Source organism: Massilia sp. Se16.2.3 (assembly GCF_014171595.1).
Lineage (GTDB): Bacteria > Pseudomonadota > Gammaproteobacteria > Burkholderiales > Burkholderiaceae_D > Telluria.
Map to the genome: position 1 here is coordinate 2,652,320 of NZ_CP050451.1, position 26,096 is coordinate 2,678,415.

General features: G+C 66.5%; 24 protein-coding genes, 1 pseudogene and 1 riboswitch. Of the genes and pseudogenes, 15 read left to right on the forward strand and 10 right to left on the reverse strand.

Annotated elements, in window-relative coordinates:
• Positions 1-20: 20 nt before the first annotated feature.
• Together ybgC and G4G31_RS12100 are read right to left on the reverse strand one after the other, a co-directional pair.
• Positions 21-425 (reverse strand): tol-pal system-associated acyl-CoA thioesterase, encoded by a 405-nt coding sequence (gene ybgC, locus G4G31_RS12095; RefSeq protein WP_182991608.1) that lies wholly within the window; start codon positions 423-425, stop codon positions 21-23.
• A gap of 313 nt (positions 426-738) precedes the next feature.
• Entirely contained in the window at positions 739-1,491 is a 753-nt protein-coding gene (locus G4G31_RS12100) for an SDR family oxidoreductase (RefSeq protein ID WP_182991609.1), read from the reverse strand.
• A 137-nt stretch (positions 1,492-1,628) separates the two neighbouring features.
• Positions 1,629-1,734, forward strand: a riboswitch (ZMP/ZTP riboswitch).
• 108 nt (positions 1,735-1,842) lie between these two features.
• Here G4G31_RS12100 and glyA point away from each other — a divergent pair.
• Positions 1,843-3,090, forward strand: coding sequence for a serine hydroxymethyltransferase (gene glyA, locus G4G31_RS12105; protein WP_182991610.1), 1,248 nt, complete (start codon positions 1,843-1,845; stop codon positions 3,088-3,090).
• Between the two features lie 91 nt (positions 3,091-3,181).
• Entirely contained in the window at positions 3,182-3,640 is a 459-nt protein-coding gene (gene nrdR / locus G4G31_RS12110; protein ID WP_182991611.1) for a transcriptional regulator NrdR, read from the forward strand.
• Positions 3,641-3,682: 42 nt separating this feature from the next.
• Here nrdR and G4G31_RS12115 read toward each other — a convergent pair whose 3' ends face one another.
• The 4 genes from G4G31_RS12115 to G4G31_RS12130 are packed head-to-tail and all read right to left on the reverse strand — an operon-like array spanning position 3,683 to position 7,600.
• Positions 3,683-4,789 carry a hypothetical protein gene (locus tag G4G31_RS12115; RefSeq protein ID WP_182991612.1) on the reverse strand — a complete coding sequence of 369 codons (1,107 nt, stop codon included), beginning with the start codon at positions 4,787-4,789 and terminating at the stop codon, positions 3,683-3,685.
• A 30-nt stretch (positions 4,790-4,819) separates the two neighbouring features.
• The gene (locus tag G4G31_RS12120; protein ID WP_182991613.1) at positions 4,820-5,656 is read right to left on the reverse strand and encodes a sugar phosphate isomerase/epimerase; all 837 of its coding nucleotides are present in this window, start codon (positions 5,654-5,656) and stop codon (positions 4,820-4,822) included.
• Positions 5,657-5,660: 4 nt separating this feature from the next.
• Positions 5,661-6,422, reverse strand: coding sequence for a pyridine nucleotide transhydrogenase (locus tag G4G31_RS12125; RefSeq protein WP_182991614.1), 762 nt, complete (start codon positions 6,420-6,422; stop codon positions 5,661-5,663).
• A 53-nt stretch (positions 6,423-6,475) separates the two neighbouring features.
• Positions 6,476-7,600, reverse strand: a complete 1,125-nt coding sequence (locus tag G4G31_RS12130; RefSeq protein WP_182991615.1) for an NAD(P)-binding protein — start codon at positions 7,598-7,600, stop codon at positions 6,476-6,478.
• A 480-nt stretch (positions 7,601-8,080) separates the two neighbouring features.
• Here G4G31_RS12130 and G4G31_RS12135 point away from each other — a divergent pair, with 480 nt between their 5' ends.
• From G4G31_RS12135 to G4G31_RS12165, 7 genes and pseudogenes are all read left to right on the forward strand, one after another.
• Positions 8,081-8,527, forward strand: a complete 447-nt coding sequence (locus tag G4G31_RS12135; protein WP_229425559.1) for a type IV pilus modification protein PilV — start codon at positions 8,081-8,083, stop codon at positions 8,525-8,527.
• Positions 8,528-8,571: 44 nt separating this feature from the next.
• Positions 8,572-9,546, forward strand: a complete 975-nt coding sequence (locus G4G31_RS12140) for a PilW family protein (RefSeq protein WP_229425560.1) — start codon at positions 8,572-8,574, stop codon at positions 9,544-9,546.
• Positions 9,468-10,115, forward strand: a complete 648-nt coding sequence (locus G4G31_RS12145; RefSeq protein WP_182991617.1) for a pilus assembly protein — start codon at positions 9,468-9,470, stop codon at positions 10,113-10,115. The genes G4G31_RS12140 and G4G31_RS12145 overlap by 79 nt, the downstream gene beginning before the upstream one ends.
• A gap of 117 nt (positions 10,116-10,232) precedes the next feature.
• Positions 10,233-10,637: a type IV pilin protein gene (locus tag G4G31_RS12150; RefSeq protein WP_229425561.1), complete on the forward strand. Its 405-nt coding sequence runs from the start codon at positions 10,233-10,235 to the stop codon at positions 10,635-10,637.
• Positions 10,638-10,685: 48 nt separating this feature from the next.
• The gene (locus G4G31_RS12155; protein WP_229425562.1) at positions 10,686-11,195 is read left to right on the forward strand and encodes a GspH/FimT family protein; all 510 of its coding nucleotides are present in this window, start codon (positions 10,686-10,688) and stop codon (positions 11,193-11,195) included.
• A 96-nt stretch (positions 11,196-11,291) separates the two neighbouring features.
• Positions 11,292-12,399, forward strand: a pseudogene (gene ribD, locus G4G31_RS12160) (bifunctional diaminohydroxyphosphoribosylaminopyrimidine deaminase/5-amino-6-(5-phosphoribosylamino)uracil reductase RibD).
• Positions 12,400-12,411: 12 nt separating this feature from the next.
• Entirely contained in the window at positions 12,412-13,038 is a 627-nt protein-coding gene (locus G4G31_RS12165) for a riboflavin synthase (RefSeq protein WP_182991618.1), read from the forward strand.
• Here G4G31_RS12165 and G4G31_RS12170 read toward each other — a convergent pair.
• Positions 12,977-13,918: a nuclease-related domain-containing protein gene (locus G4G31_RS12170; protein ID WP_182991619.1), complete on the reverse strand. Its 942-nt coding sequence runs from the start codon at positions 13,916-13,918 to the stop codon at positions 12,977-12,979. The two genes, G4G31_RS12165 and G4G31_RS12170, sit on opposite strands and share 62 nt — an antisense overlap.
• Positions 13,919-14,118: 200 nt before the next feature.
• On the opposite strand from G4G31_RS12170, the gene G4G31_RS24560 reads away from it, so the two are divergent.
• From G4G31_RS24560 to G4G31_RS24570, 3 genes are read left to right on the forward strand one after another with little or no spacing between them, the layout of a single operon-like run.
• Positions 14,119-14,847 (forward strand): hypothetical protein, encoded by a 729-nt coding sequence (locus G4G31_RS24560; RefSeq protein WP_202033737.1) that lies wholly within the window; start codon positions 14,119-14,121, stop codon positions 14,845-14,847.
• Complete coding sequence (locus tag G4G31_RS24565; RefSeq protein WP_202033738.1) at positions 14,844-15,467, forward strand: hypothetical protein; 624 nt, start codon at positions 14,844-14,846, stop codon at positions 15,465-15,467. The genes G4G31_RS24560 and G4G31_RS24565 overlap by 4 nt, the downstream gene beginning before the upstream one ends.
• Positions 15,371-16,060: a S9 family peptidase gene (locus tag G4G31_RS24570; protein ID WP_202033740.1), complete on the forward strand. Its 690-nt coding sequence runs from the start codon at positions 15,371-15,373 to the stop codon at positions 16,058-16,060. The genes G4G31_RS24565 and G4G31_RS24570 overlap by 97 nt, the downstream gene beginning before the upstream one ends.
• Before the next feature lie 236 nt (positions 16,061-16,296).
• On the opposite strand, the gene G4G31_RS12180 is transcribed toward G4G31_RS24570, so the two are convergent.
• On the reverse strand, positions 16,297-19,206 hold the full coding sequence (locus tag G4G31_RS12180) for a pitrilysin family protein (RefSeq protein ID WP_229425563.1): 2,910 nt from the start codon (positions 19,204-19,206) through the stop codon (positions 16,297-16,299).
• Positions 19,207-19,273: 67 nt separating this feature from the next.
• Positions 19,274-21,967, reverse strand: a complete 2,694-nt coding sequence (locus tag G4G31_RS12185; RefSeq protein ID WP_182991620.1) for an EAL domain-containing protein — start codon at positions 21,965-21,967, stop codon at positions 19,274-19,276.
• A 376-nt stretch (positions 21,968-22,343) separates the two neighbouring features.
• On the opposite strand from G4G31_RS12185, the gene ribBA reads away from it, so the two are divergent.
• The 3 genes from ribBA (at position 22,344) to nusB (ending at position 24,605) form a co-directional block, all read left to right on the forward strand.
• Positions 22,344-23,456 carry a bifunctional 3,4-dihydroxy-2-butanone-4-phosphate synthase/GTP cyclohydrolase II gene (ribBA, locus tag G4G31_RS12190; protein ID WP_182991621.1) on the forward strand — a complete coding sequence of 371 codons (1,113 nt, stop codon included), beginning with the start codon at positions 22,344-22,346 and terminating at the stop codon, positions 23,454-23,456.
• A gap of 169 nt (positions 23,457-23,625) precedes the next feature.
• Entirely contained in the window at positions 23,626-24,108 is a 483-nt protein-coding gene (gene ribH / locus G4G31_RS12195) for a 6,7-dimethyl-8-ribityllumazine synthase (RefSeq protein ID WP_182987946.1), read from the forward strand.
• Between the two features lie 26 nt (positions 24,109-24,134).
• Positions 24,135-24,605, forward strand: coding sequence for a transcription antitermination factor NusB (gene nusB, locus G4G31_RS12200; protein ID WP_182987947.1), 471 nt, complete (start codon positions 24,135-24,137; stop codon positions 24,603-24,605).
• Positions 24,606-24,863: 258 nt separating this feature from the next.
• Here nusB and G4G31_RS12205 read toward each other — a convergent pair whose 3' ends face one another.
• Positions 24,864-25,751 carry a transglycosylase SLT domain-containing protein gene (locus G4G31_RS12205; protein ID WP_229424914.1) on the reverse strand — a complete coding sequence of 296 codons (888 nt, stop codon included), beginning with the start codon at positions 25,749-25,751 and terminating at the stop codon, positions 24,864-24,866.
• Between the last annotated feature and the right edge of the window lie 345 nt (positions 25,752-26,096).

A 26,096-nucleotide genomic window follows, 5' to 3' on the forward strand; every position in this document is an offset into this window, starting at 1 on the left:
GGTTGAATACTTTTATTGATTCAAGCGGCACGCATTTTATCAGCGACATCCTCGGGGAGCGAGCGCGGGCGTACCGTGGCGAGGTCGACGCAGCCGACCTTGACGCTGGCCGCGGCCAGCAAATGCTCGCCGCGCCAGGCCTTCTGGGCAAACCGCACCGAGGCGGGGCCGAGCTTGTCCACTTCCAGCGTCAACCGGATTTCGTCGTCCAGGCGGGCAGGGGCGTGGTAATCGATGTTCGCGTTCTTGACCACGAAAGCGGCACCCGAGCGCTCGAGCAATTCCTGCTGGCCAATGCCCGCAGCGCGCAGCCACTCGGTGCGCGCACGCTCGAAGAACTTCAGGTAGTTCGCATAGAACACGATGCCACCGGCGTCGGTATCCTCGTAGTAGACACGTACTGTCCAGGTGAAAACGGAAGGCATGTCAGATTGCCAAAAATGATAAAAGGAAACATTTTACGCTATCGCCGCCAATGTTCGCCAGCGAACATGGTTGGGACAGGCAACCATACCCGAGATGCATGCAAGTCGGCGCGCGTAGTAGACGGGAGACAATGCTGTCAGGACAATAACTGTAACACTTTCTCACAATTATCGAAGCTTGGGCGCACGCATGTGCAGCAGCGCTCGTAGGGTGGACGGGTTTCCCGTCCACGCGTTCAACGGTAACGTGCACATCGTGCCACCAGCCGTGTGCCGGTTGTGCTTGGACGCGTGGATGGCAGAGCCGTCCACCCTACACTGACGTCCGCTTGATAGTGAACGGCGAAAATCCCTGGCAAGTCGGCATCAGCTCGATACTGTTGACATTCACATGCGGCGGCAGGGTGGCGATCCAGTAGGCGGTCTCGGCGATGTCGCTGGCCGTCAGCGGCGTCGTGCCTTCATAGACCTTGGCCGCGGCCGCATCGTCGCCCTTGAAGCGCACGTTCGAAAACTCCGTACCGCCACAGAGGCCCGGCGCCAGGTTGGTGGCGCGCACGCCGGTGCCGACCAGGTCGGCGCGCAGGTTGAGGGTGAACTGGTCCACAAAAGCCTTGGTGGCGCCATACACGTTGCCGCCCGGGTAAGGGTAGGCCCCCGCTACCGAGCCGAGGTTGATCACCAGGCCGCTGCCGCGCTCGACCATCGCCGGCAGCAGGGCGCGCGTCATCGTCACCAGCCCTTGGCAATTTGTGGCGATCATGGTTTCCCAGTCATCCAGCGATGCGTCCTGTGCCGGTGCCGTGCCCAGGGCCAGGCCGGCGTTGTTGATCAGGACATCGATCTGGCGCCAGGATTGCGGCAACAGAGCAAGGGCTTCCTCGATCGAGGCCTTGCTGGTCACGTCCATCTCGACCGGCAGCGCCGATTCGCCCAGCTCCGCCGCCAGCGCCGCCAGCCTGTCCTTGCGGCGGGCCGCCATCACCACCTGGTGGCCGTTGCGGACGAAAGTGCGCGCCATCTCGGCGCCGAAACCGGCGGAAGCGCCGGTGATGAAAACGATCATGTGAGTTCCTCGGTGGCAGAAGCAACAAGATTGTAGCCGATATACTGGTAGCAGCCGGCCCGGTCCCCCGCTTGGGAGGGCCGCATGGGAGGTTCCTTGCCCTCGCCGGTCAGTTCACATACAATCCCGAGTCCATTTGCGTCTCACGTAACTGGCGAAAACCTCGGTGTCCTTGATGCCGTGGCAAGGTGGATATCCACCGGGGAACGTGAGACTTCACCGCCGTTCGCCTGGGCAGCCGACAATGGGACTGTGTTGCTGCGCGACTGTCCGCTTCATTGACCATGCTGCTGGCCCACGCCGATCCAACACTGCCGTTGCCCGGTTCTCTTATCGATTGGAGTTTTGTACATGTTTGCAAAAGATCACACGCTGGCCAAGATTGACCCGGAACTGTGGGATGCCATTCAGAAGGAAAACACCCGCCAGCAAGACCACATCGAGCTGATCGCTTCGGAGAACTACACCTCGCCAGCCGTCATGGAAGCGCAGGGCTCGCAGCTGACGAACAAGTATGCCGAAGGCTATCCAGGCAAGCGCTACTACGGCGGCTGCGAATACGTCGACGTAGCCGAGCAGCTGGCGATCGACCGCGTCAAGGAGCTCTTTGGCGCCGAAGCGGCAAACGTGCAGGCGAACTCGGGTTCGCAGGCGAACCAGGGCGTGTTCTTCGCCATGCTGAAACCCGGCGATACCATCATGGGCATGTCGCTGGCCGAAGGCGGCCACCTGACCCACGGCATGGCGTTGAACATGTCGGGTAAATGGTTCAACGTCATTTCCTACGGCCTGACCGAGCAGGAAGACATCGACTACGAACAAATGGAAGCTTTGGCCCGCGAGCACAAGCCGAAGATGATCATCGCTGGCGCCTCGGCATTCGCGCTGCGCATCGACTTCGAGCGCTTCGCCAGGGTCGCCAGGGAAGTCGGCGCCTATTTCATGGTCGACATGGCCCACTACGCCGGCCTGGTCGCCGCGGGTGAATACCCTAACCCGGTGCCCTACGCCGACTTCGTCACGTCCACGACGCACAAGTCGCTGCGCGGCCCGCGCGGCGGCATCATCCTCATGAAGGCCGAGTACGAGAAGCAGATCAATTCGGCGATCTTCCCGGGCATCCAGGGCGGTCCGCTGATGCACGTCATCGCCGGCAAGGCCGTGGCTTTCAAGGAAGCGCTGTCGCCTGAATTCAAGGCCTACCAGCAGCAGGTCGTGAAGAACGCGAAAGCCCTGGCGGAAGCGCTGATCGCGCGCGGCCTGCGCATCGTGTCGGGACGTACCGAGTCGCACGTGATGCTGGTCGACCTGCGCGCCAAGGGCCTCACCGGCAAGGAAGCCGAAGCCATCCTTGGCCAGGCCCACATGACCTGCAACAAGAACGGCATCCCGAACGACCCGCAAAAGCCGTTCGTGACCTCGGGCATTCGCCTGGGCAGCCCGGCCTTCACCACCCGCGGCTTCAAGGAAGAAGACGCGACCAAGGTAGGCCACCTGATCGCCGACGTGCTCGACAACCCGCACGACGCCGCCACCATCGAGCGCGTCAAGGCCGAAGTCAAGGTCCTGACCGACAAGTACCCGGTCTACGCCCGATAAACCGGGACGTCGCCCCGGCGACGGCAAGACCGCAAAGGAACGGTAGTCCGGCATCCCGGGCTACCCTTCCTTTTTCGTTTATGATTGCACCATGAAATGTCCGTTCTGCCAGCATGAAGATACCCAGGTCCTCGATACGCGTGTATCCGAGGAGGGCGACGCCATCCGGCGCCGGCGCCGCTGCGTGCAATGCGACAAGCGCTTCACCACCTACGAGCGCATCGAACTGTCGATGCCGATCATCGTCAAGAAGAACGGTAGCCGTACCGAATTTTCATCGAGCAAGCTGCGCGGCAGCCTGATGCTTGCCTTGCGCAAGCGCCCGGTATCGGCCGAGGCCATCGACGGCGCCGTCGCCTCGATCGAGGAAAAGCTGCTCACCAGCGGCCGGCGCGAGGTCGACACCGGCTATGTCGGCGAGCTCGTCATGCAGGAACTCAAGCGGCTGGACGAAATCGCCTACATCCGCTTCGCTTCCGTCTACAAGGACTTCAAGGACCTGGCCGAGTTCCAGCAGGCCCTGGCCGAAGTCGGCCATACCCACAAATAAACAAGCCCGTACGCGTCACGCACGGGCCCGATGCAGGCTTCGCTAACGCGTGCGCGCAAAGTAGGACGCTTCGATCGCGTCCGCATCCCGCGCGCGCGAGACAAAATCGGCGATGTTCGCGGCCTGGGCCAGCGGGTCGAAGGCCGAGCCACGGAGAAAAGCCGCTACCTCGTCCAGTTGCTGCGGTGTGACGCGGCTGCGGCGGGCGGCTTCGATCGCCTCGGCGAACGTGGCCGGCTCCGTCTCGTCATACTGGTACAGGATGTGCGGCACGCTGTCCTGCAGGCGGCATTCTTCCGGATGGCGCGGCCGTGGGCTCACGACGACGCGGCCCAGCCACAGCGATTCGACCGTGCGGCAGGCGAGTCCCCGGAAAATCGAGGGCAGGTTCACGATCAGCGGCAGGTGCTTCAGCACTTGGGTGTAGTGGGCAAAGGCGGCGTGCTTCAGCTGCCGGTAATGCTCGAACAAGTCCTCCGCCTGCAGCGGATCGTTCGCGGTGGCCAGCGCCAGGATGTCCTGGTGCACCTCGGTGAAGGCGTCCGGATAGGTGATGCGTCCCGCCGTGATCTGGCCGGCCAGTCCGGCCTGGCGCAGGAAACGCTGGCGCTTGGCATACATGCTGCCGACGAAAGCCAGTTCATTCGACACGTTCACCTCCAGCCCCGGCGACGGATCCGAGGAGGTAAATGGCGACCACAGCGCGCGCACGCCCATCGACCGCAGCACATCGGCGTCATGGCGATCGAAAGCGATAAAGGCGTCCAGCCACAGCATCGTCTGCATGATGGCGCGCAGGCGATGCTGGGGCATGACGTCGGCGTTTTCGCCATGGTCGTGGAACAGCGTTTCGATGGCGATGCCGGCAATCGGAATACCGCGCTGTTTCAGGGTCAAGAGCGGCGGAATCGGAATCTGGTGCGTGTTCGCATCCATGCGGCACAGGCCATGCACCACATCGATCAGCGCGAAATCGTAGTGTTCGCGGCTGGCCAGCAGCTCCAGGCGCGCGGTATGCGGCATCAGCACGCAATCGACTTCGTGGCCGCAATCGCGCAGTGCCGCCGGAATACCTGCCGAACAGTGGTAGGCCAGCGAGACGGAATCGGAAAACTGGTTGAATTCGTACTGGATGAACAGGATTTTCATTATTGGTATCTTTGAGGAGGGGCGTGCGCTTCAACTGCCGGGATGACGATAATGCCGGACCGCGAGCCCGAGTGCGCTGCGCACGGCCGCGACGGGATCCTCGGTCGCCGGCGTCAGCATTTCGATCGACACGGTCATGTCCGGCGGAAGAGCGTGGCGCAGCAGCGCGCCGAGATGAGCATGGTCCGCCGCGCTTCTTCCCAGCGGCTGCAATCCCGGCTCGCTGATGTGGACATGTCCGATCAGCTCGCGGTAACGCACCAGCAAATCCGCGGCGTCTTCTCCATTGGCCGTCACCGACCCGATATCGAACTGTAGTCGAATCGCCGGATGCGCGGTTTCCCGCACCATCTCCGCCGCTTCCGCCGTGCCGAGCATGAAATTGCAGCCGTAAGCGGCGGGATTCGCCTCGAGGCAGACGATGCATCCCGAGGCGGCCGCGATATCGCCGAGGCGGCGGAAGAAATCGATGGCCATCGCGGTGGTGGTCGCGTCATCGATGCCGCTGCGGTCGCGGTTTTTTGGCGAACCGAATACCAGGCGTTTCGCTCCGAGGGCGCCGCCGATGGCGGCTATGCGGGCCAAGTGGTTCAGCATCGCTTCCTGCACGGCCGGGCTGCCGAACATGTTCAGACCCGTCGTACCGAAAAGCAGGGCCTGCATCGCGACGATATCGATGCCGCATTCCTGCCACGCGCGGCGAACGGCATCGAGGCCTTGCGTGTTGGATTCCTGTTTCGCATCGGCGATCGGAAAATATTTTCCGGGTGCGATTTCGATGGCATCGAACGCGAATGCATGCAACAGGCCAGCAATGCGGTCATCGTATTCGGGGTTCCATGCGAGATTGGAAATGGACAGGCGCATGGCTTCATGCGCCCCGGGCATAGTCGCGCACGGCGGCCAGGGTCGCTGCCTTGTCGTATTGGTAGGCGCCGCTCGTACCGAACAATGCCGCGTGGCGGGTACGAAAATCGTAGCGGGCCGCTTCGCCTTCGGTCTTCGAAGGCAGGCGCACACCAAAACCTTCCAGCGCGATCTCCTCGACACTGATCGGCTCGGCCGTCAGGTGGACCAGGCGCAGGCCGGCGTCGCTGGCGATGGCGATGTCCTTCCACAAATTCATCATCGGGTAGAACTGGAACACGCCGCGCGGGTCGATCTGCGCCAGGTTGTTGCCATGCTTGAGGTCGAAAATGACATTCTTGCGCAACCCGGCGCCGACCAGGCCCGGCAGCCGCACCGTGAGCGCGTTGTGGAAACGGGCGGCGACGAATTGCTCCAACTGACGGCGGTGCAATCCGTAGGGCTGCAGGCCGGCGTCAATCACCGGCGAGGTTTCATCGACACCGACTGGATCGGCAAAGACGTCGACGGTGCTGATCAGAATGAGACGCCTGCATGCGACCTGATCGAGGCAGCGCATCAGGCTGTCGATCGCTGCCTTGTCTTGCGCGGGCGAAGCGTTGGCCTTCCATTTCACGCCCGGTGCTCCGGCGCAGACCACCGTATCGAAGCTGCGGCCGCGGATCTCGTCGATATTCGTCGATCGGTATAGCGCCGGGAAATCCGCCTGCGCCATCAGGGTCGAGCCGACGAAGCCGGTATGGCCAATCAGTGCGTTCTCATGCATGCCAGCAGCCGCTCCTTCAATCGATTGCAATCCGGCCCGGCCGGTGCCGGGCCTCAATAGGCGAAATTGTAATCGGGATTGTAATGCTGCCAGAATCCGCTTGCCTCGCCGCGATAGGCCTGCTCGGCAGGGTCGGCAAACGAGGCGGGCTCGTTCTCGATGCCCAGGATATTCAGGATCTTCTCGAACGAATAGAAAATCGAGTCGACTTTCCCCGACAGCACACTGATGACGCGGCGGTCCTGGTGGACGTAGCAGCTGCGGTCGTCATAAGCGCCAACCGGTTTGGTCTTGATCGCCAGCTGCGGTCCGAGGTAACTGAATTCCTTGCCGAAGGAGGGCAGGTAGGCTTGCACCTGCGCCTCCATGCGCTCGCGATGCTCGGCCAGTTTGCCTGCCGAAACACTGGACAGGAAGGCGCGCGCCTCGGCGGACGTCCTGAAACGTCCCAGCGGCGTATGCGGAACGCTGGACAGCGTGTACACGCCCCGCTTTTCGGTCGGATACAGCGAGCACAGATCGCCGTCGACGAAGGTATAGGCGGGGAAATCGGCCTCGGTGCGGTAATAGAACAGGATCGTCGGCTCGTAGAACACGTCCACTGGGGGCTTGGTCAAATGGCCCCAGGTCGTGTCGATCAGCCAGTCGAAACGCTGGCCATTGATGCAGGGCGCGTCGGTGGTCGTTTGATCGAGGCTGACTTTCGTGCCGAAGACGGCGCAGTCCTTCAGTTTGCTCCAGAAGTAGTTGCGCGCCTTGCTGGTCAGGATCACCCTTTCGTCGCAGCGGATGATGCCCCCGACTTCCTTGCCGCCCAGGCCATAGGGCGTGGCGCGCACCTCGTGGAAGTCGATGCCGGACGAGATCATGATCTGGCGATAAGTCATGAAATCGATGAGCGAGTCTTCCTTCGGAATGACGTAGAAATTCCTGTCGATTTTCTCGGACAGGAAGGGATAGCGCTCGATGAAGCGGTTGAAACCGTCGCGCGTCTGGATCCGGGTGCGGTGATGGCGCGCGTAGTGAAAACCCTGGTGCAGGCGGAACTGGTTGTTGCCTGACGCTTCGGGAAAGACGCCCATGTGCTGCTCGAACAGGGTGACGTCGTACCCGAGCATCTTCAAGGTGGTCGCGAAATGGCAACCGTACCAGCCGCTACCGACAACAGCAATTTTCATGGTCTTCGACAGTTTTATTGGATTATTCAGCGGCACCTGCAGCGCGCCTGTTGGCCGGATCGGGTACCGGCATCACGCACCGCTCCCATAGCCATGGTGCGGGCAAACCAGGATTGTATCGGCGCCTTGCCTGGCGGCACCTTCGAAACAGCGGGCGAAAACCCGTCCATTTCATCGTACGCAGGCCGGCAGGGGCAATGCGGAGGGGCCGCACAGGGAGCGACGCAGCGACCACTCAGCCGCCTTCGCGTGCCCTGCACACGCTTGAGCCAACGCAGGCGCGCACCGGGGCTCGCTGATAACTTCACATCTCGCGCGATGGTGCGCCAACTTGCCTGTGGAGGTTTCCTTGCAGCGGTGTCGGCACGGCAGTCTTCGGCTCCAGCGGGAGCGCGCTTTCACGCTCGTCGAGGTGCTGGTGGCACTATTCGTGCTCGCCGTCGGCGTGGCCGTGGTGCGGCCGCCACCCAGGCACGCACGATGCGCCTGCGCCAGCAGGCCGCGCTCGAGTCCGAGGCTGTCCAGCTTGCCGCGTCGCTGGGCGCGCGCATGCGTGCCAACCCGGTACAGATGGCCTTGCCGGATGGCGCCAACCCCTATCTGTCCTTCGACTACGACGCCGCCGGCGGCGACCCGCCCGCCGCGCCCGCCGACTGCCATGGCAGCGGCGGTTGCGACCCGGCGCAGCTGGCACTGTTCGACCTCCACGAGACCGCGCGCACCCTGCGCGCGGCCTTCCCAGGCGGACGCATCGTCGTCTGCCGCGACAGCCGCGCCTGGAATGCCGCGCTGGGCACACTGGATTGGGAGTGCGCGGGCGGCGCCGGCGCGCCTGTCGTCGCCAAGCTCGGCTGGCGTATCCGCGGCGCAACCGCGGACGGGGCTGCCGAAGCGGTGCCGGTCGTCGCGATGGTGGTGGCGCGATGAGGGCGCGGCGCAGGCAAGCAGGCCTCACTCTGCCCGAGCTGCTCGTGGCGCTGGCGCTCAGTCTCGGCGTGCTGCTGGCGGCCGGCATCCTGCTGGCGGGCGCCCAGGCCTCCTACCTCGCGCATGCCGACGCCGCCGACGTCGACGACAGCGGCCGTTTCGCGCTGGCGCTGGTCGGGCGCGCCGTGCGCCAGGCGGCATTTGTCGACTGGGAGCACAGCGGTGCGGCGGCCTCCGCGGCGACGGCGCCGGCTGCGATTGCCGGGCTGGACGACCGCTCGCTGGGCAGGAATACGGCCGCCATCAGTGCCCCGCTGAGCGAGGCGGTCAATGGCAGCGACGTGCTGGCCCTGCGTTATCCCGGCGCAGGCAAGGCACCCGACGGCGACGGCAGCGTACTCAATTGCGCCGGCTTTGCCGTCCATGGGATGGAAGAGGGCTGGAGCATCTTCTATGTGGCGAAGAACGCCGACGGCGTGGCCGAGCTGCGCTGCAAGTACCGCGGCACGGGTAGCTGGAGCGCGGACGCAATCGTGGCCAATGTCGACGGATTCCAGGTCCTGTACGGGGTCGACATGGACGTCCCGGGCGACGGCGTGCCGAATCGCTACCTGAACGCGACGGCGCTGGCCGCGCTCGATGCCGCACTGGTGCCAGGCGGCGCCACGGCGGCCGAACGCGATGCCGATTTCGCCCGGCGCACTTGGTGGAAGCGGGTAACAAACGTGCAAGTGGCGCTGCTGCTGCATGGCGAACGGCCGGCGCAGGGCGCGGTCGTCCCCGCGGACCATGCCATGTTCGGTCTCGCGTACGCCGAGACCTTCGGGAGCGCCGACCCGGGCGTCAGGCTGGTGCCGCCCCCGCCGGCGGGCGGGAAGCGCGCGCCGCTGCGGCGCCTGTTCACGGCCGTGTTTGCCGTCGGTGCGGCGGTGCCCCAGCCATGGTCCGTCCCGCTTCATTCGCCACCGAGCGCGGCGCAGCCCTCGTCACCGTGCTGTTCCCGGTGCTGGCCCTGTTGACGGTGACCATGTCCGGCGCGCGCGCGGCGCTGGCGGCCGCGAAGTCCGCCAGCGCCGAGCGCGATCGCCTGGTCGCGCATGCGCTGGCCGACGCCGCCCTGGTCGACGCCGAGCGCGACATCGACGGCGGCGCCGGCGCCGGCACGGCGCGCGCGGCCATCTTCGCCACGGGCGATGCCGGCGCCTTTCTCGAGCGCTGTGCGGGGTCGGCGGAAAGGCAGGGTCTGTGCCAGGCCGTACCTGCCCCGGGAATCCCTGCCTGGCAGCTGGCCGACCTGACCGGCGAGGCCGGCGTCGACTACGGGCGCTTCAGCGGCCGGGTACTGCCCGAGGGCGGGCCGCTGCCGGCGCGCCTGCCGCGCTACCTCATCGAATTGCTGCCCGCGCCGTCCGGTGGCGCGCTGTACCGGATCACCGCGATCGGCTTCGGCACGGGCGAGGCGACGGTCGTCGTCCTGCAGGTCTATTACCGCAGAGCGCTTGCGGGCGCAGCGCCCGGGGCGCCTGGCATCCGCCTCGGCTGGCGCGAGATTGCCAACTGGCCCGAATTGCACCGGGCCGCTTCCTGACAACCACGAGGAGACACCACGATGTATTGCGCGATGCCCGGCACGACATGCAGGACCAATGGGCGCGGATCCGGCTGCCGACGCGGATCCGGACGGGGGTTTTCCCTGATCGAGTTGATGGTGGTGCTGGTGATCCTGTCGCTGCTGGCCGTGGTGGCCTTCCCCAGCTATTCCAGCTACGTGAACAGGGCACGCCGGCTCGAGGGCCAGGTGGCGTTGGTCGACGCGATGCAGCAGCAGGAACATCATCACGCGCTGCACCACAGCTACGTCGCCTTCTCGGCCGCGGCGCCACGCGAGGGACTGCGCTGGTGGTCCGGCAACAGCGCGCTTGACAGCGCCTACGAGCTCGACGCCGAGGCCTGTCCCGGCAGCGAACTGCGCGACTGCGTGCTGCTGCGCGCGCGTCCCGGTACGCCGAATGTCGACGTGCGCTACCGCGACGCCGAATGCGGCGTCCTGACGCTCAGCAGCCGCGGCGAGCAGGGCGCGGACGGCCCGGGCAAGCGTTGCTGGCCATGAGGGCGCGGCGCACTACGGCAGGCTTCACCCCTGGTCGAACTGCTGGTCGTGGTGGCGGTTGCCGCCACGCTGCTGGCGGTGGCGCTGCCCGACCTGCGCGCCCCGGTGCAGTCAACCCAGCTGCGGGCAGCCTCCAACGACCTGTTCGACGCGATCGGCCTTGCGCGCGCCCAGGCGATCGCGCGCAACGAGCGCATCGCGTTGAGGCCGCGCGACCCGACCGGGCTCGACTGGGCGCAGGGCTGGACCGTCTTCGCCGACCGCGACGACAACGGCGTGCCCGGCGCGGGCGACGATATCCTCGCCGTGCACGGGGCGCTGGCGCCGGGCGTGGCGCTGGCGTTTGCCCTCACGAGTCCTGCGCCGCCGTACTACATCGCCTACAATGGCGCCGGACGCAGTTGCAGCGCGACGAGCAGCGGTGCTGCGCGCTGGGGCACGCTGTCGCTGTTTCATGGCGGCGGCATCCGCCGTATTAAAATCAACATGCTGGGACGGGCGCGCCTGTGCAACCCCGCGCGCGACGACAATTGCGACGGCGCCGCTGCGCCGCCTTGAGAGGGAACGCCGCCTCGAGCGGCGCCGGCCCGGGAACCGCGCTGAAGAGCGAAACTGAAGAACCACAGAGTGCAGATCGAGAACGACACCGACGGCATGGCGCTGGCCCCGGAATGGGCGGCGAAGGGCATGTACATCACCGCGCCGAATCCGCGCGTGGGCTGCGTCATCGTGAAGGGGGGGCGTCGTCATCGGCGCCGGCCACACCCAGCCCGCGGGCCAGGCCCATGCCGAGATCCGGGCACTGCGCGACGCTGCCGCGCGCGGCAACGATGTGCGCGGTGCCACGGCGTACGTCACGCTCGAGCCCTGCAGCCACTACGGCCGCACGCCGCCGTGCTCGAAGGCGCTGGTGGAAGCGGGCCTCGGGCGGGTAGTGGCTGCCATGGGCGACCCGAATCCGCTCGTTGCCGGGCGCGGCATGGCCCAGCTGCGGGCGGCCGGCATCGAGACCGCAACGGGCCTGCTGGCCGATGCCGCCTGTGAACTGAACATCGGCTTTTTTTCTCGCGCATGCGCCGCGGCCGCCCCCCGGGTGCGCCTGAAAACCGCGGCCAGCCTGGATGGTTTTACCGCCCTCGAGAGCGGCGAAAGCCAGTGGATTACCGGGCCTGATGCCCGTGCCGACGGCCATGCCCGGCGCGCGCGCGCCTGCGTCATCCTGACCGGCATCGGCACGGTCAAGGCGGACGACCCGCAGCTCACCGTGCGCGGGATCGATACCCCGCGCCAGCCGCGCCGTGTCATCGTCGACAGCCGTCTCGAGATTGCGCTGGACGCGCGCATCCTGCAGGGCGAACCCTGCTGGATCGTGGCGGCGGGCGCATATCCCGAAAAAGGAAGCCCTGCTGCGCGCCGCCGGCCACGAAGTGATCGTGCTGGCCAACGGCGCCGGCAAGGTCGACCTGCCGGCCCTGATGCTGGAACTGGGCCGGCGCGAAATCAACGAAGTGCACGTGGAAGCCGGCGCGAAGCTGAACGCCTCCCTGTTGCGCGAAGGCTGCGTCGACGAGCTGCTGGTCTACCTGGCCCCAGCCTGATCGGCGCCGGGCAGGGCATGTTCGCGCTGGCGCCGCTGGCGCGCCTGGCCGACAAGACCGCATTGCGTTTTCACGAGGTGAAGCAGCTCGGCGCCGACCTGCGCATCCTGGCGCGCCTGGACACGCCCGCACCAGCCGGGATTGAACCCGATATTCACACCTAAAGGACAAGCTGCATGTTTACTGGAATCGTCGCCGCCGTCGGCAACATCAACTCGGTCTCGCCACTGGCGGGCGGCCAGGACGCCGGCGTGCGCCTGGAGATCGACGCCGGCGGCCTGCCGCTGGCCGACGTCGCGCTGGGCGACTCGATCGCCATCAACGGCGCCTGCATGACCGTCGTCGCCAGGACCGACACGGCCTTTTCGGTCGACGTCTCGCGCGAAAGCCTGAACCGCACCGTGGGCCTGGACGCGCCGGGCGAAGTCAACCTGGAAAAGGCGCTGACCCTGGCCGAGCGCCTGGGCGGACACCTGGTCTCGGGCCACGTCGATGGCCTCGGGCGGGTGCACAGTTTCGAGTCCGTCGGCGAATCGCGCGAGCTGGTCATCGATGCGCCGCACGAGCTGGCCAAGTTCCTGGCCTACAAGGGCTCGGTGGTCGTGAACGGCGTGTCGCTGACCGTCAACCGGGTCGAAGACCTGGAAGCCGGGGGCGGCAAGGTGTGCCGCTTCTCGATCAACCTGATCCCGCACACGATCGAGGTCACGACCCTGAAGCACCTGCACGCGGGGGCCCGCGTCAATCTCGAGATCGACCTGATCGCACGCTACGTCGAGCGCATGCTGTCGGCTGCGCGCTGAACGCAGGTTCCACGGCGCCGGGCGGGCGCGTCAGGCCGATGCTCGCACCGCGTCGCGGGTGCTGGCCGGGCTGCTGGCCGGGGCATGGACCGGCGGATGCGGGACGGTAGCTGCCGAGGCAGACGCCGAGGCGGGAGCCGATGCGCGCGTGGCGTCCTGCGGCTTGAGCCCCTGCCGACTCCGAAGCGCGCCATGGTGTCGGCGGTCGACGGCCGGTGCAGCCCGGCGAGGCGCTTGGCGATGTCGCCGATGGAATCGTACAGGCCCGTGCGCAGCAGTCCGCCCATGGGCGCAAGCGCGCCGCCGGGCCTTCGGACAGGCCGTGCAGCCTGTCGAGGAAGACGTCGGCCTTCATCAGCGCGGACGTATCGAAGCGGCGCGGGCGTTCGATGCGCGCGGTCGGCGCCACCAGTACCAGCGCATCGATCGCGACGTCCTGCAGGCCGAGATGGGCCAGGGCCCGTCGCAAGACCCGGGCATTGTGTTCGCATTGCGCTAGCGGCGAGGGTGCCGGCTCGAAGCGCCTGGCGTCCGCGTTCCAGCGCAGGTAGCTACCGTCATCGAGGATCCTGACGTCCTGCGCGAAGCATTTGGTGTCGAGGATGTAGAAACGGCGCGTACGGTGGATCAGGACATGGTCGATCTGGGCCACGTGGCCGCTGCGCGAGTCGAGCCGCAGGTCGTGGATGACGGCAGTGCGGGTGGCGTTCCGGAGCCACGAGTCGAGCAGGCAGGTCGCTTCCCGTTCGCTGCGGATGCCGGCGCGCATCGCGCGCAGCTCCCGCTCGATCAGGGGCTGCTTGTCCGGTCCCGCCAGCTTCAGCATGCGCTCGAGGATGGCCACGACCGGTTCCTTGTTGTCGATATCCTTGTAGATCATCCTCGGCTCCTGGCTAGATCGAGTGTTCAAGTCTAGGGCTGCGTCAACTATCCGCCACCGGATTTCTTGCATCAAAGCAAAATTACCCTTCCCGCATGAATTTTGTTGCGCGGCGGACGCATGCGAATCCGCGTAGACTGCGCGTTGCCGTTCAAACACGAGCTGGGCCCGCGAGAGGCAGCCGAACACGAGGAGAGAAGATGAGAATGCAAAGAACAGCGGCAGGGGTCACGCTGGCCATGCTGGCATTGGCCGCGCCTGGCGCGCAGGCGGCGCAGATGCGCGAATACCGCGCGCTCGCCATCAGCGCCGGTGGCGAGCGCATTGCCGCAGTCGAGGCCGTCGACCCGGGCGTGCCCGGCCAGCGTGCCCACGGCCGGGTGGTGGTGCGCGATGCCGCCAGCGGGCGCATCGTGTCCGAATACGATCCCTGCGCCACCTGTTCTTACGATTTCCCCAGCTTCTCGCCCGACCGCAGCGCGCTGGCCTTCATCGCCTCCGACGCCCGGGGCGGCGTCGCCACCTTGTGGGTGGCACGCGGCGGCAAGACCGTGCCGGTGGGTGCGGTCAAGGGCGTGGCCAACACGGCGCGCTGGTCGCCGGACGGCGCCAGCATCGCCGTGCTGGCCACGGTCGGCGCCACCAAGCAGACCGGCGCCGTCGAAGCCGGCGCGCGCCTGGTCGGCGAGATCGGCAGCAGCGAGGATGCCCAGCGCATCGCGGTGGTGCCGACCGCGGGCGGCACGCTGCGCCTGGTCTCGCCCGCCGATACCTATGTCTACGAATACGACTGGACGCCGGACGGCCGCGGTTTCGTCGCCACCAGCGCCGGGGTAATGGCGACAACAACTGGTGGGTCGCGACGCTCGGCCACGTCGACGCGGGCAGCGGCGCGCTGCGCATCGTCGCGGCGCCGAAGATGCAGATGAGCCTCCCGCACGTCTCGCCCGACGGGCGCACGGTCGCGTTCGTCGGCGGCCTGATGAGCGACTTCGGCTCGGTGGGCGGGGACATCTTCACGGTGCCGCTGGCCGGCGGCGAGCCAGTCGACGTCACGCCGCGCTACGCCGGTTCCTTCAACGGCCTGGCGTGGAAGGGCACCCAGCTGCTCGCGTCGAGCCTGCAGGGCAGCGACATGGCCGTGGTGACGATCGACCCGGCCGCGCGCAGCGTGCGTACGGTGTGGTCCGGGCCGGTGGCGGCGAACGGCTCGCGTGACGGCCGCATCGTCTTCAGCGCCGACGGCGCAGCTGCCGTGTCGGTGATGGAAAGCTTCGAGCAGGCGCCGCGCATCGTGGCAGGCCGCCTGCCGGAGTTGAAGCCCGTCACGCACGACAATGACGGCTTCGCCCCCAGGTTACCGCACGCAGCATCAGCTGGAAGAACGAAGGACACACCAGCCAGGGCTGGCTGCTCGGGCCCCGCAATCCGAAGGCGGGCAGCAAGCATCCGATGGTGGTGCTCGTGCACGGCGGCCCGGCATCGGCCGCGATGCCGCGCTTCGTTGCCGAGGGCGAGTTCGGCAATCCTCTGGTGCGCGACCTGGTAGCGCGCGGCTACTTCGTGTTCCAGCCCAATCCGCGCGGCAGCTACGGCCGGGGCCTGGCCTTCACGATGGCCAACCGGCGCGACTTCGGCGGCGGCGACTGGCGCGACATCCTCGCCGGGGTCGACGCCGTGCTGGAGGCGGCACCCGTCGACGGCAACCGCCTCGGCCTGATGGGACACTCCTATGGCGGCTTCATGACCATGTGGGGCGTCACCCACAGCACCCGCTTCAAGGCCGCCGTGGCCGGGGCGGGCATCGCCAACTGGATCAGCTACTACGGCCAGAACGGCATCGACCAGTGGATGGTGCCCTTTTTTGGTGCCACCATGTACGACGACCCCGCCATCTACCGGGCCGCCTCGCCGATCGAATCGATCAGGAAGGCGAAGACACCGACCCTGCTGTACGTGGGCGAGCGCGATGTCGAGACGCCGGCGGTGCAGTCGATGGAATTCTGGCACGGCCTGCGCGCGATGGGCACGCCGACGGCGCTCGTGATCTACGACGGCGAAGGCCACGCGATCAGGAAGCCGGAACACCAGCTGGACCAGCGCAAGCGGACGGTGGAGTGGTTCGACAGGTATTTGAAATAGGGAGCCGTGGGCACAGGGTGCCTCGGCGGCCCCGCCCACCCTGCGGTTCTTGCCAACGGTCTGCGGACAGGCATCGAGCATTCGCGGCGATCAACACCCGGGCAACCCAGGGTGGGCACTCCGTGCCCACGCGCTACAGGCTTCGCCTTGCACCCGCGGCAGCGAAATCGCCGCTCGCGACGTTTCCGTGAGCCGCCATACGCCGGCGGTTCAGGCAATAGCGTACTACCCCAGGGTCAGTTTGCCTGGGCGGCGGCCGCTTCCTTCATGGCAGGCGCGGGCTGCTGCGACGGCTGCGCCGCTTTCGCTTTCTTCTCCGGATACAGCACCACCTGCACGTAGTTGTTCGTGTCCAGGTAGCGCCGCGCCGCCTGCTGCACGTCGGCCACGCTCAGCGCTTCCACGCGGGCCTCGTGGGTGAGGAGGGTGGCCGGGTCGGTGCCGTCCATCAGCGCCGACTGGATGCGTCCCAGCCAGTAGCCGTTCTCGCGCAGCGCCTTGCGGTAGTTCTGGATCCAGTTCTGCTTGACCTTGGCCAGGTCGGCCGCGCTCGGACCCTCGCGTTTGAGGCGGTCGAATTCCTCGAACGTGGCGGCGATCACCTTGTCGACGTTTTCCGGGCCGGTCGGCAGCGTCAGCGACAGCGAATAGCTGCCGTAAGGGATGCGGCCGAGCGAACCGCCGGCGCTGCCGCCGTAGATCAGCGACATCTTCTCGCGCAGCACCTCGATGATGCGGATGTTGAGCACTTCGCTCAGTGCCTGCAGGCGCATCTGCTCGTCTTCCGAGAACGGCGCTTCGCCGGTGAAGGTCAGCGAAATCGTGCTCTTCGGTTCGGTGCCGCTATGGACCGCGCGCTTGACCACGCCGCGCACGGGGCGCAGGCCGACGTCGCGCCAGCCGATCGGAAGCTCGGGCGTGGGCAGGCTGCCGAGGTAGGTTGCCAGCAGCGGTTTCACCCGCTCCAGGTCGAAGCTGCCGACCATCACGAAGGTCAGGTCCTTCGCGCTCGCGAAGCGCTCGCGGTAGATCGCGATGCTGCGGTCCAGGTCGATCTGCGCATACTCTTCCGGACGCAGCGGCCGTGGCGCGCGCGGGTGGTTGTTGTAGAGGGTGGCGACGAGCGCGTCGCCGAAGCGCGCGCCTGGCTGCGCATCGCGGTTGCGCGCGGCTTCGACCTGCTTGCCGATGAAGGACTTGAACAGGTCCTCGTCGCGGCGCACGGTATCGAAGCGCAGCCACAGGAGCTGCAGCATGGTCTCGATGTCGGTCGCGCCCGACGAGGCCCCGATCACCTCGCTGTAGCCGGACAGGCCGACGGTGACGGCGGCCGCTTTGCCGGCCAACACCTTCGACAGGTCGAGCGGCGAATAATCCTTCAGGCCCATGCTGGCGACGATCGCGCTGGCGTAGCGGGCGTTGAGGATGTCGCCGTCGCCGTACAGGCTCTGGCCACCATAGCGGGCCGCGCTCAGCAGCACCTGGTCGTTGCGGAAGTCGGTGGCTTTCAGGATCACCTTGACGCCGTTCGACAGCGTCAGGTGCGTCAGGCCCAGGGCCTTGTCCTGGCGCTCGGCGACGATCTTGCCGGGCTGCGGCGGCTCTGCCATCAGCTTGCCCAGGGATTTCTCGACATAGGGCGCGACTTCGGCCTGCTCGGCGCCGGCCACCGCCGCCAGCAGCGACTCGCCGCTCGGGGGCGGCAGGTCGGCGCGCTCGATGCCGCTGTAGATCACCAGCTTGCCGGAATTGGCGGGGATGGTGCGGCGCGCGTAGGCGTTCATTTCCTCGAGCGAGATCGTCGGCAGCATCTGGCGCGCGTAGCCGAATTCGGCGACGATGCCGGGAATCGGTTCCTGCTGCAGGAAGTTGCGCATGTATTCGGCCACGTAGGCGCCGGAATCGGTCTTCTCGCGTTCGTTGTAGGTGCGTTCGAAGCTGCGCATCATGTCCTTCTTCGCCCGCTCCAGTTCGGCGGCGCCGAAGCCGTGGCGGCGCGCGCGTTCGTTCTCGCGCACCAGGGCGTCGATGGCCTTGTTTGCGCCGCCGGGTTTCACGACGGCGCTGGCATTGAAGGATTTATGGAAAGGTGTGAGCTTGCCGAAGGCGCTCGAGCCTCCCAGGAAGGGCGGGTCCGGCAGCTGCGTCAGTTCCTGCAGCCGGCCATTGAGCATGCCGGTGAACAGGCTCTCGACCAGGCCCTCGCGGTAGCCGCGCACCGTGCTTGGCTCGCGCACCGGCTGCACCGGATAGCGGATCAGGAGGCCGTTACCCGTCGCTTCGCGGTCGGTGACGATGACGGCCTCGGTCTCTTCGCGGCGCCCAATCTCGGCATAGGGGCGCAGGCGGGCAGGGCGAGGATTGGTCAGCTTCGAAAAATGCGTGCGGATCAGCTTTTCGGCCGCCGCCGGCTCGATGTCGCCGACCACTACCACGGCCATCAGGTCGGGCCGGTACCAGTCGCGGTAGAAGCGGCGCAGTGCTTCGGGCGGGAAGCTGCGCAGCACTTCTTCCTTCCCGATCGGCAGGCGCTCGGCATAGCGCGAGCCGTTGTAGATCTTCGGGTAGAGTTTCTTGCCGATGCGGTCGCCCGCACCCTTGCCGAGGCGGAGTTCCTCGAGCACGATGCCGCGCTCCTTTTCGATGACCGCTTCGTCGAAAGCGATACCGTGGGCCCAGTCTTCCAGCACCTGGAAGGCGCGCTTGACGTTCTCGGGCCGGTCGGTCGGAATCGGCAGGACGTAGACCGTTTCGTCGAAGGACGTGTAGGCATTCAGGTCCGCACCGAACTTCACGCCAATCGACTGCAGGTAGTCCACCAGCTCATGCTTCTGGAAGTGGGTCGAGCCATTGAAGGCCATGTGCTCCACAAAATGGGCCAGGCCCTGCTGGTCCTCGTCTTCCAGGATCGAGCCGGCCTTGATCACCAGGCGCAGTTCGAGCTTGCGCTCGGGGCGGGCGTTCTTCTGGATATACCAGGTCAGGCCGTTGGCGAGCTTGCCGACCTTGACCTGGGGGCCGACGGGAATCGGCGCGTCCAGTTTCAGGGCGGCCCCGGCCCCGGCGGGCAGCAGGAGGGCGGCGGCGAATACGAAGCCTGGAACCAGGCGAAGGAGGGACGAGAAGCGTGAAAACATGGCGGTCATCGGCGAATCCGTGGCAAAGGCGGCGAGCCGCCATTGTAACGGTCGCCGCGCCGCCACGCGGGGCAAGTCAAACCTTAACGTAGCCGGCCCGCAGCAGGCTTTCCATTTCGCGCGCGGGGAGGGGCTGGCTGTACAGGTAGCCCTGCAGCACATCGCAGCCGATGCGGCCGAGGAAATCGCGCTGGGCCAGCGTCTCGACGCCTTCGGCCACCACGCGCAGCGACAGGCCGTCGGCCAGGGCGATGGTGGCCTGGGCGATGGCCGCGCTGCGCGTATCGGTGGTGATGTTGCGGACAAAAGCCTGGTCGATCTTGAGCTTGTCGAGCGAGAAGCGCGACAGGTAGCCGAGCGAGGAATAGCCGGTGCCGAAGTCGTCGAGCGAGAGCGACACGCCCATCGCGCGCAGCTCGGCCAGCTGGGCCTCGGCCGCGCTGGTATCGCCCAGCATCACGCTTTCGGTCAGCTCGATCTCGAGGTAGCGCGCTTCCAGGCCCGATTCGAGCAGCGAGGCGCGCACCACGGCAGGCACAGTGCCGGCCTTGAACTGGTGCGCCGAGACGTTCACCGCCAGCGGCACGCGCGGCAGGCCCGCGTCCTGCCAGGCCTTGTTCTGCAGGCAGGCCTGGCGGATCACCCAGTCGCCGATCGGCAGGATCAGGCCGGTGTCCTCGGCCAGCGGAATGAAGTCGGCCGGCGAGACCCGCCCCAGTTCGGAGCTCTGCCAGCGCAGCAGCGCCTCCATGCCAAGCACGCGGCCGTCCGCGCGCGCCACCTGCGGCTGGAAGTGCAGTGCCAGCTCGGCGCGGCCGATGGCGCGCCGCAGCCGCGTTTCCAGCGCCAGCCAGCGCATCGCCTCGTCGTTCATCTCGCCCTTGAAGAAGCGGAAGCCGTTGCGGCCGGCGTCCTTCTGGTGCGCCAGCGCGGCGTCGGCCGCTTTCAGCAGGTCGCCCGGGGCATTGCCGTCGCGCGGGAAGACGCTGATGCCGACGCTGGCGGTGACGACGACGTCGTGGCCCCCGATCGAATGTGGCTGGGCGACCGCTTCGATCAGGCGCTGCGCCGCGAGGATGATGTCCTCGGTGTCCTCGCAGCTGGTGAGCAGCACGAACTCATCGCCGGACAGGCGCGCCACCGTGTCGGCGGGGCCGGCGATCTCGCTGGCGCGGCGCGCCACTTCGCGCAGCAGGGCGTCCCCGGCCGAGTGGCCCAGGCTGTCGTTGATGCGCGAGAGGCGGTCGACGTTCACCAGCAGGAGTGCCAGCTGGCTGCCGTCGCGGCGCGCGGCGGCGATCGCCTGCTGCAGGCGGTCGTGGAACAGCGAGCGGTTCGGCAGCAGGGTGAGAGCGTCGTGATTCGACAGGAAGTCGAGCTGGTTGTGGGCGGCCTTCAGGGCCGACAGGTCGGTGGAGACCGAGACATAGGCGGTGAGCTTGCCGTCGTCGTCGCGCACCGCGCTGATGCTGGTGCGCTCGGGGTAGACCTCGCCGTTCTTGCGCCGGTTCCAGATCTCGCCGCGCCACTGGCCGTGCTCTTCCAGGCAGCTCCACATCTTGCCGTAGAAGGGCGTTTCGTGCCGGCCCGAGCGCAGGATGCGCGGGTTCTTGCCGATGACCTCGAACTCGCGGTAGCCCGTGATCTGCTCGAAGGCGGGGTTGACGGCGACGATGTTGGCGCAGGCGTCGGTCATCATGATGCTTTCCTGGGTGCTGTCGAATACCTGGCGCGCCAGCTCGAGCCGGTGTTCGCTCTCGCGCAGGGCGGCGTCGGCCTGGGCACGCGCGGTCGCTTCCAGCTGCAGCTGGGCGGCGTGGCGCTGCACGACGCCGTACAGGTTCAGGTTCTCGTAGGCCAGCGCCAGGTGCGCCGCCAGCGCCGCGGCCCAGCGCTCGTCCTCGCGCGTGAAGGGCGCCGCACCGGGGCAGCGCAGGAAGTAGATCCAGCCATGCAGCTGGCGCAGGTCGCGCACGGCCAGGCCAAGGAAGGAGCCGCAGCGCGGGTGGCCGGGCGGCAGGGCGGCCAGCATCGGGTCGCCCGGCCCGAGCAGCAGGGGCTGGCGCGCGTGCAGCAGCGCGCCCGGCAGGCGGGTGGCGGTGCCGGCGTGCGGCGCGATCAGGTCGCGCTCGAAGCCTTCGGTACACAGGTGGCGTACGCTGCGCTCGTCGCTGTCGAGCAGGCACAGGGCGAAGCCGTCGGCGCCGAGCAGGGGCGCGGCCGCCTTGCGGAAGGCCTCGACGAGGCCCTCGACCTTGCGCTCGCCCACCGGGTGCAGCAGCATCTCCTCGAGCGCGGCCAGGCGCACCGAGACGCGGCTGTCCTCGGGCACGGGCGGCGTCGGCAGGAAGGGAGCGAGCTCGCGCGCGGCCGCGGCGGCGGCCGGCGCGGTGGCGCTGTCGGTCATGCCCAGTTCGGCGTTCACGGCGTCGAGGATGTCCTGCGGATCGGAAGGTTTACTCAGCACCGTACGCACGCCGCAGCTGCGCGCCATCGCTATCGTCTCGCGTTCGGCATACACGGCAGAATAGAAAATGATGCGGGTGGCGGCAAGGTTGCGGTCGGCGCGCAGGCGCTGGACGAACTCGTAGCCGTCCATGGTCGGCATCAGGATGTCGGTAATGATCAGCTCGGGACGCTCGGCGCGTACCAGCGCGAGGGCGGCGGCGCCGTCCTCGGCTTCGAGCAGCCGATGTTCGGTAAAGCCGAGCAGCGCGAGCAGGTAGGCGCGGTTGCTCGGCCGGTCATCGACGATGAGGATGGTTGCCATCAGCACGTCTCCCGGGCTGCGGCGGTGGACTGAGGCGCGAATATCGGTACCAACATGACAACTCCAGGAATGCGCCGACGGCAGCACGCGGCGCGTTAGACCAGATCGCTGCATCATAATCCAGCCAATGTCGCGAGACACGAGAAAGTTGCATTGCAAAACGTGAAAATTAACAATTGTTCTTGAACAAATCCAATTGCGTTGCACTACTGCAACGTTTGCGGCGCGATCCGCATTTCCGTATGTGGCGAGTTGCGCCGTCTGCCCGCTGGAGGGAAATTCTGCTGCCGAGCTCCTCGCCAGGGCCGGTTGAAAGCTGGTAAATCCTTTAAAATAGCGGATTACGCACGATGCGTCACTGTTTCAAGGAAATCACATGTCTATCTCCAGCACCCAGGAAATCGTTGCCGAACTGCGCGCAGGGCGCATGGTCATTCTCGTGGACGAGGAAGACCGCGAGAACGAAGGCGACCTGGTGCTGGCCGCCGACTTCGTTACCCCGGAGGCGATCAACTTCATGATCCGCCATGCCCGTGGCCTGGTCTGCCTGACGCTCTCGGAAGAGATCTGCGACCGCCTGGCGCTGCCGATGATGACGACCCGTAACGGCACCTCCTTCGGCACCAATTTCACCGTCTCGATCGAGGCGGCAGAAGGTGTCACCACCGGCATCTCGGCGGCGGACCGTGCCCGCACGATCCAGGTGGCCGTGAACAAGGGCGCCCGTCCCGACGACCTGGTGCAGCCGGGCCACATCTTCCCGCTGCGTGCGGTCAAGGGCGGTGTGCTGATGCGCGCCGGCCACACCGAAGCCGGCTGCGACCTGACCGAAATGGGCGGACTGACCCCGGCCTCGGTGATCTGCGAGATCATCAAGGAAGACGGCACGATGGCGCGCCTGCCGGACCTGATCGAGTTCGCGAAAGAACACAACCTGAAGATCGGCACGATCGCCGACCTGATCCACTACCGCAGCCAGAACGAGAGCCTGGTCGAGCGCGTTGCCGAGCGTACCCTGAACACCGCCCACGGCGAGTTCAAGCTGATCGCCTACCGCGACAAGCCGAGCGGCAGCGCCCACCTGGCGATGGTGCATGGCGAGCTCAAACGCGAGGATGAAACCCTGGTGCGCGTGCACCAGCCGGTCTCGATCCTGGACGTGCTGGAACACCGCGCCACCACCCACTCCTGGACCATGGCCTCGGCCATGGACGCGATCAAGGCCGCCGACAGCGGCGTGCTGGTGCTGCTCAACTGCGGCGAGACCGCCGAGCAGCTCTTCGCCCAGTTCGCCTCGATCGACGCGCCCGGCGCTCGCCCGAGCGGCCGCGCGGCGACGATGGACCTGCGCACCTATGGCATCGGCGCCCAGATCCTGAAGGAACTGGGCGTGGGCAAGATGAAGCTGCTGGCCAATCCGCGCAAGATGCCCTCGATGACCGGTTTCGATCTCGAGGTGACCGGATACATCGCCTGTCCGGCGGCTTGAGCCTCGATAAACCTGCTGCGCGTCGGATTGTCGGCCTGCGATGCTCGCTGTGCGTTTGTACAGCTGCGCTTCTTGGCCAACACTCCTTCCGCTCGCTACGGTTTCCCGAGGCTTCGAGACAGGGTAGGATCACATTATTGAAACGAACAAATCACAGAAGAGGGTAGCCATGACGGTAGGAACTTATGAAAGCAATATGACGGGCGAAGACCTGCGCATCGGGATCGTGCAGGCGCGCTTCAACGCCGACGTCGGGCATGGCCTGCTGTCGTCGTGCCTGGCCGAACTGAAGCACCTGGGCGTGGCCGACGAGGACATCCTGCACGTGACCGTTCCGGGTGCACTGGAAATCCCGCTGGCGCTGCAGAAGATGGCCGAGACCCAGCAGTTCGACGCCCTGATTGCGCTGGGCGCCGTCATCCGCGGCGAAACCTACCACTTCGAGCTGGTCTCGAACGAGTCCGGCGCCGGCATCACCCGCATCGGCCTGGATTACGGCATCCCGATCGCCAACGCCGTGCTGACCACCGAGACCGACGAGCAGGCCGAAGCGCGCATGGCCGAGAAGGGCACCGACGCCGCACGGGTCGCGGTCGAGATGGCCAACCTCCTGATGGCGCTCGAAGAGCTGCATCCGGAAGAAGAAGAGTAAGCAGCAGAAAGCAGAGAAGGACGCATATGAACGACAAGACCACCCACGCCAACCCGAGCAAGAACCGCACCCCGCGCCACCGCGCGCGCGAGTTCGCGCTGCAGGGCCTGTACCAATGGCTGCTCAACAACGAGCCGTCGAGCACCGTGACGAACAACATCCGCGGCGCCCACGGCTTCGACAAGGCCGATGGCGAATATTTCGCGGCACTGCTCAACGGCACCATCAGCACCTCGATCGAGCTGCGCGAAGCGATTGCCCCCCTGATCGACCGTACGATCACGGAACTGTCCCCGATCGAGCACGGCGTGCTGCTGCTGGGCGCCTACGAGCTGAAGAACCATCCGGAGATTCCGTACCGCGTCGTCATCAACGAAGCGGTCGAGCTGACCAAGTCCTTCGGCGGCATTGACGGCCACAAGTATGTGAACGGCGTGCTCGACAAGCTGGCGGGCAGGCTGCGTCCGGAGGAAGTCGCGGCCGACGTGCGCCGCTGAGATTCGCCACGCGCTCTATATATATTAGTAGGGCCGGCTCGTAAGCCACCGATGCCTCGCGGCGCGGTGGCTTTTTTGTTGGGTGATGCGGGCAGGCGTGTACCCGTGGGGCGCGTGGGTGCCGACGTGGGTTGATCGCGTGGGCGGCGCGAAGGGCGCGGGCTCGGCCTGCGACGGCGTGGAGCCGCACACCCTGCGTCCGCGCCATAAAAAAGCCACCGCGAGCGGTGGACCATGAGGAGTGAAGGTTAATAGCGCTTACAGGTTGGCCAGCGCATCGGTGTGGGCTTCGGCCGCCGGGGCTTCCTCGGCTTTCGGCGCGGGGGCGCTGTCCGGGGCGGGCGTGGCCGGTGCCGCTGGCGCCGCCTTGTTGACGACCATCTGGCTCGGTGCGGCAGGAGCGTTGGTGGTCGGCACGTGCTTGCCGCCGGCGACCGCCTTCAGGCGGTGGTATTCGGCCAGGACCTTGGCACCGTAGCCGGAGTCGCTTTCCATGTCGGCCGCGCCGACGTAGGTCTTCAGGGCGCCTTCGACCGAGCCGGTGCGCTTGACGTAGTCCTTGAGGATCTGGGCGCCGACACGGATGTTGGCGACCGGGTTCAGGGCTGCCTGGGTGCCGCCGACTTCCTCGAACTTGTCGTGGTGGACCTTGGCCATGACCTGCATCAGGCCCTTGGCGCCCATCGGGCTTTCCGCAAAGGGATTCAGGCCCGATTCGATCGCCATGACCGCAAGGATCAGGAGCGGGTCGAGTTTCATCTCGTGCGCCGTCGTGTAGGCGGTCGAGACGAGCATGTTGGCGGCGTCGCCGGCCACGCGGTAGCGCTTGGCCAGCCACGAGGTCACGTTCTTTTGCTGCCTGCTGTTGCCGAGCACCTTGGGCTCGGCGGGTTCCGGCGCGGCCTCGGCCACGACAGGCTGGGCGGCAGGCGCCGGTGCACGGACGACGGTCACGCCGGCAGGCGCGCTGTCGGCTTCGGGAGACAACAGTTCGGACACCTTCCTGGCGGCATCCGGGTTCGTGTAGAGCAGGGCCAGTACCGCCACTGCCGAGAGACCGAACACGGTCAGTGTGTGCTGCATGGTGGTCAACAGACCACGTGCCGTCTTGCTCACTTGCGAAAACGTGATTGGCTGGCTGGCCATGGATTGGACGAGCCTTGCGCTCGTACCGAACAAACGATTGATCATCGAAGTCCCCTTTGTCGCGGCAAAAATGATCCCGTCGCTGCGCTATGGGCGCTGCGGAGGTCGGATGCCGTGCATCAGAAAAATCGTCAGGGCTTCCTGTGTGGAAGACCGAAACGCCGTCATTGCTTTGCTTCAGCTGGTCGCGCTTCCCAGTGGGGAATGGTCCAGTGGCTCAACAACTGTCTCGGGGAGGGTAGGCAGACGCCTAAAGAAAACACTCCTTAAAATGTCATATGGGGCCCCGACCCCGTGAATGTATGAGAACGGCTAGAATCTCGTCTACATGTGGCCGTCTCATCA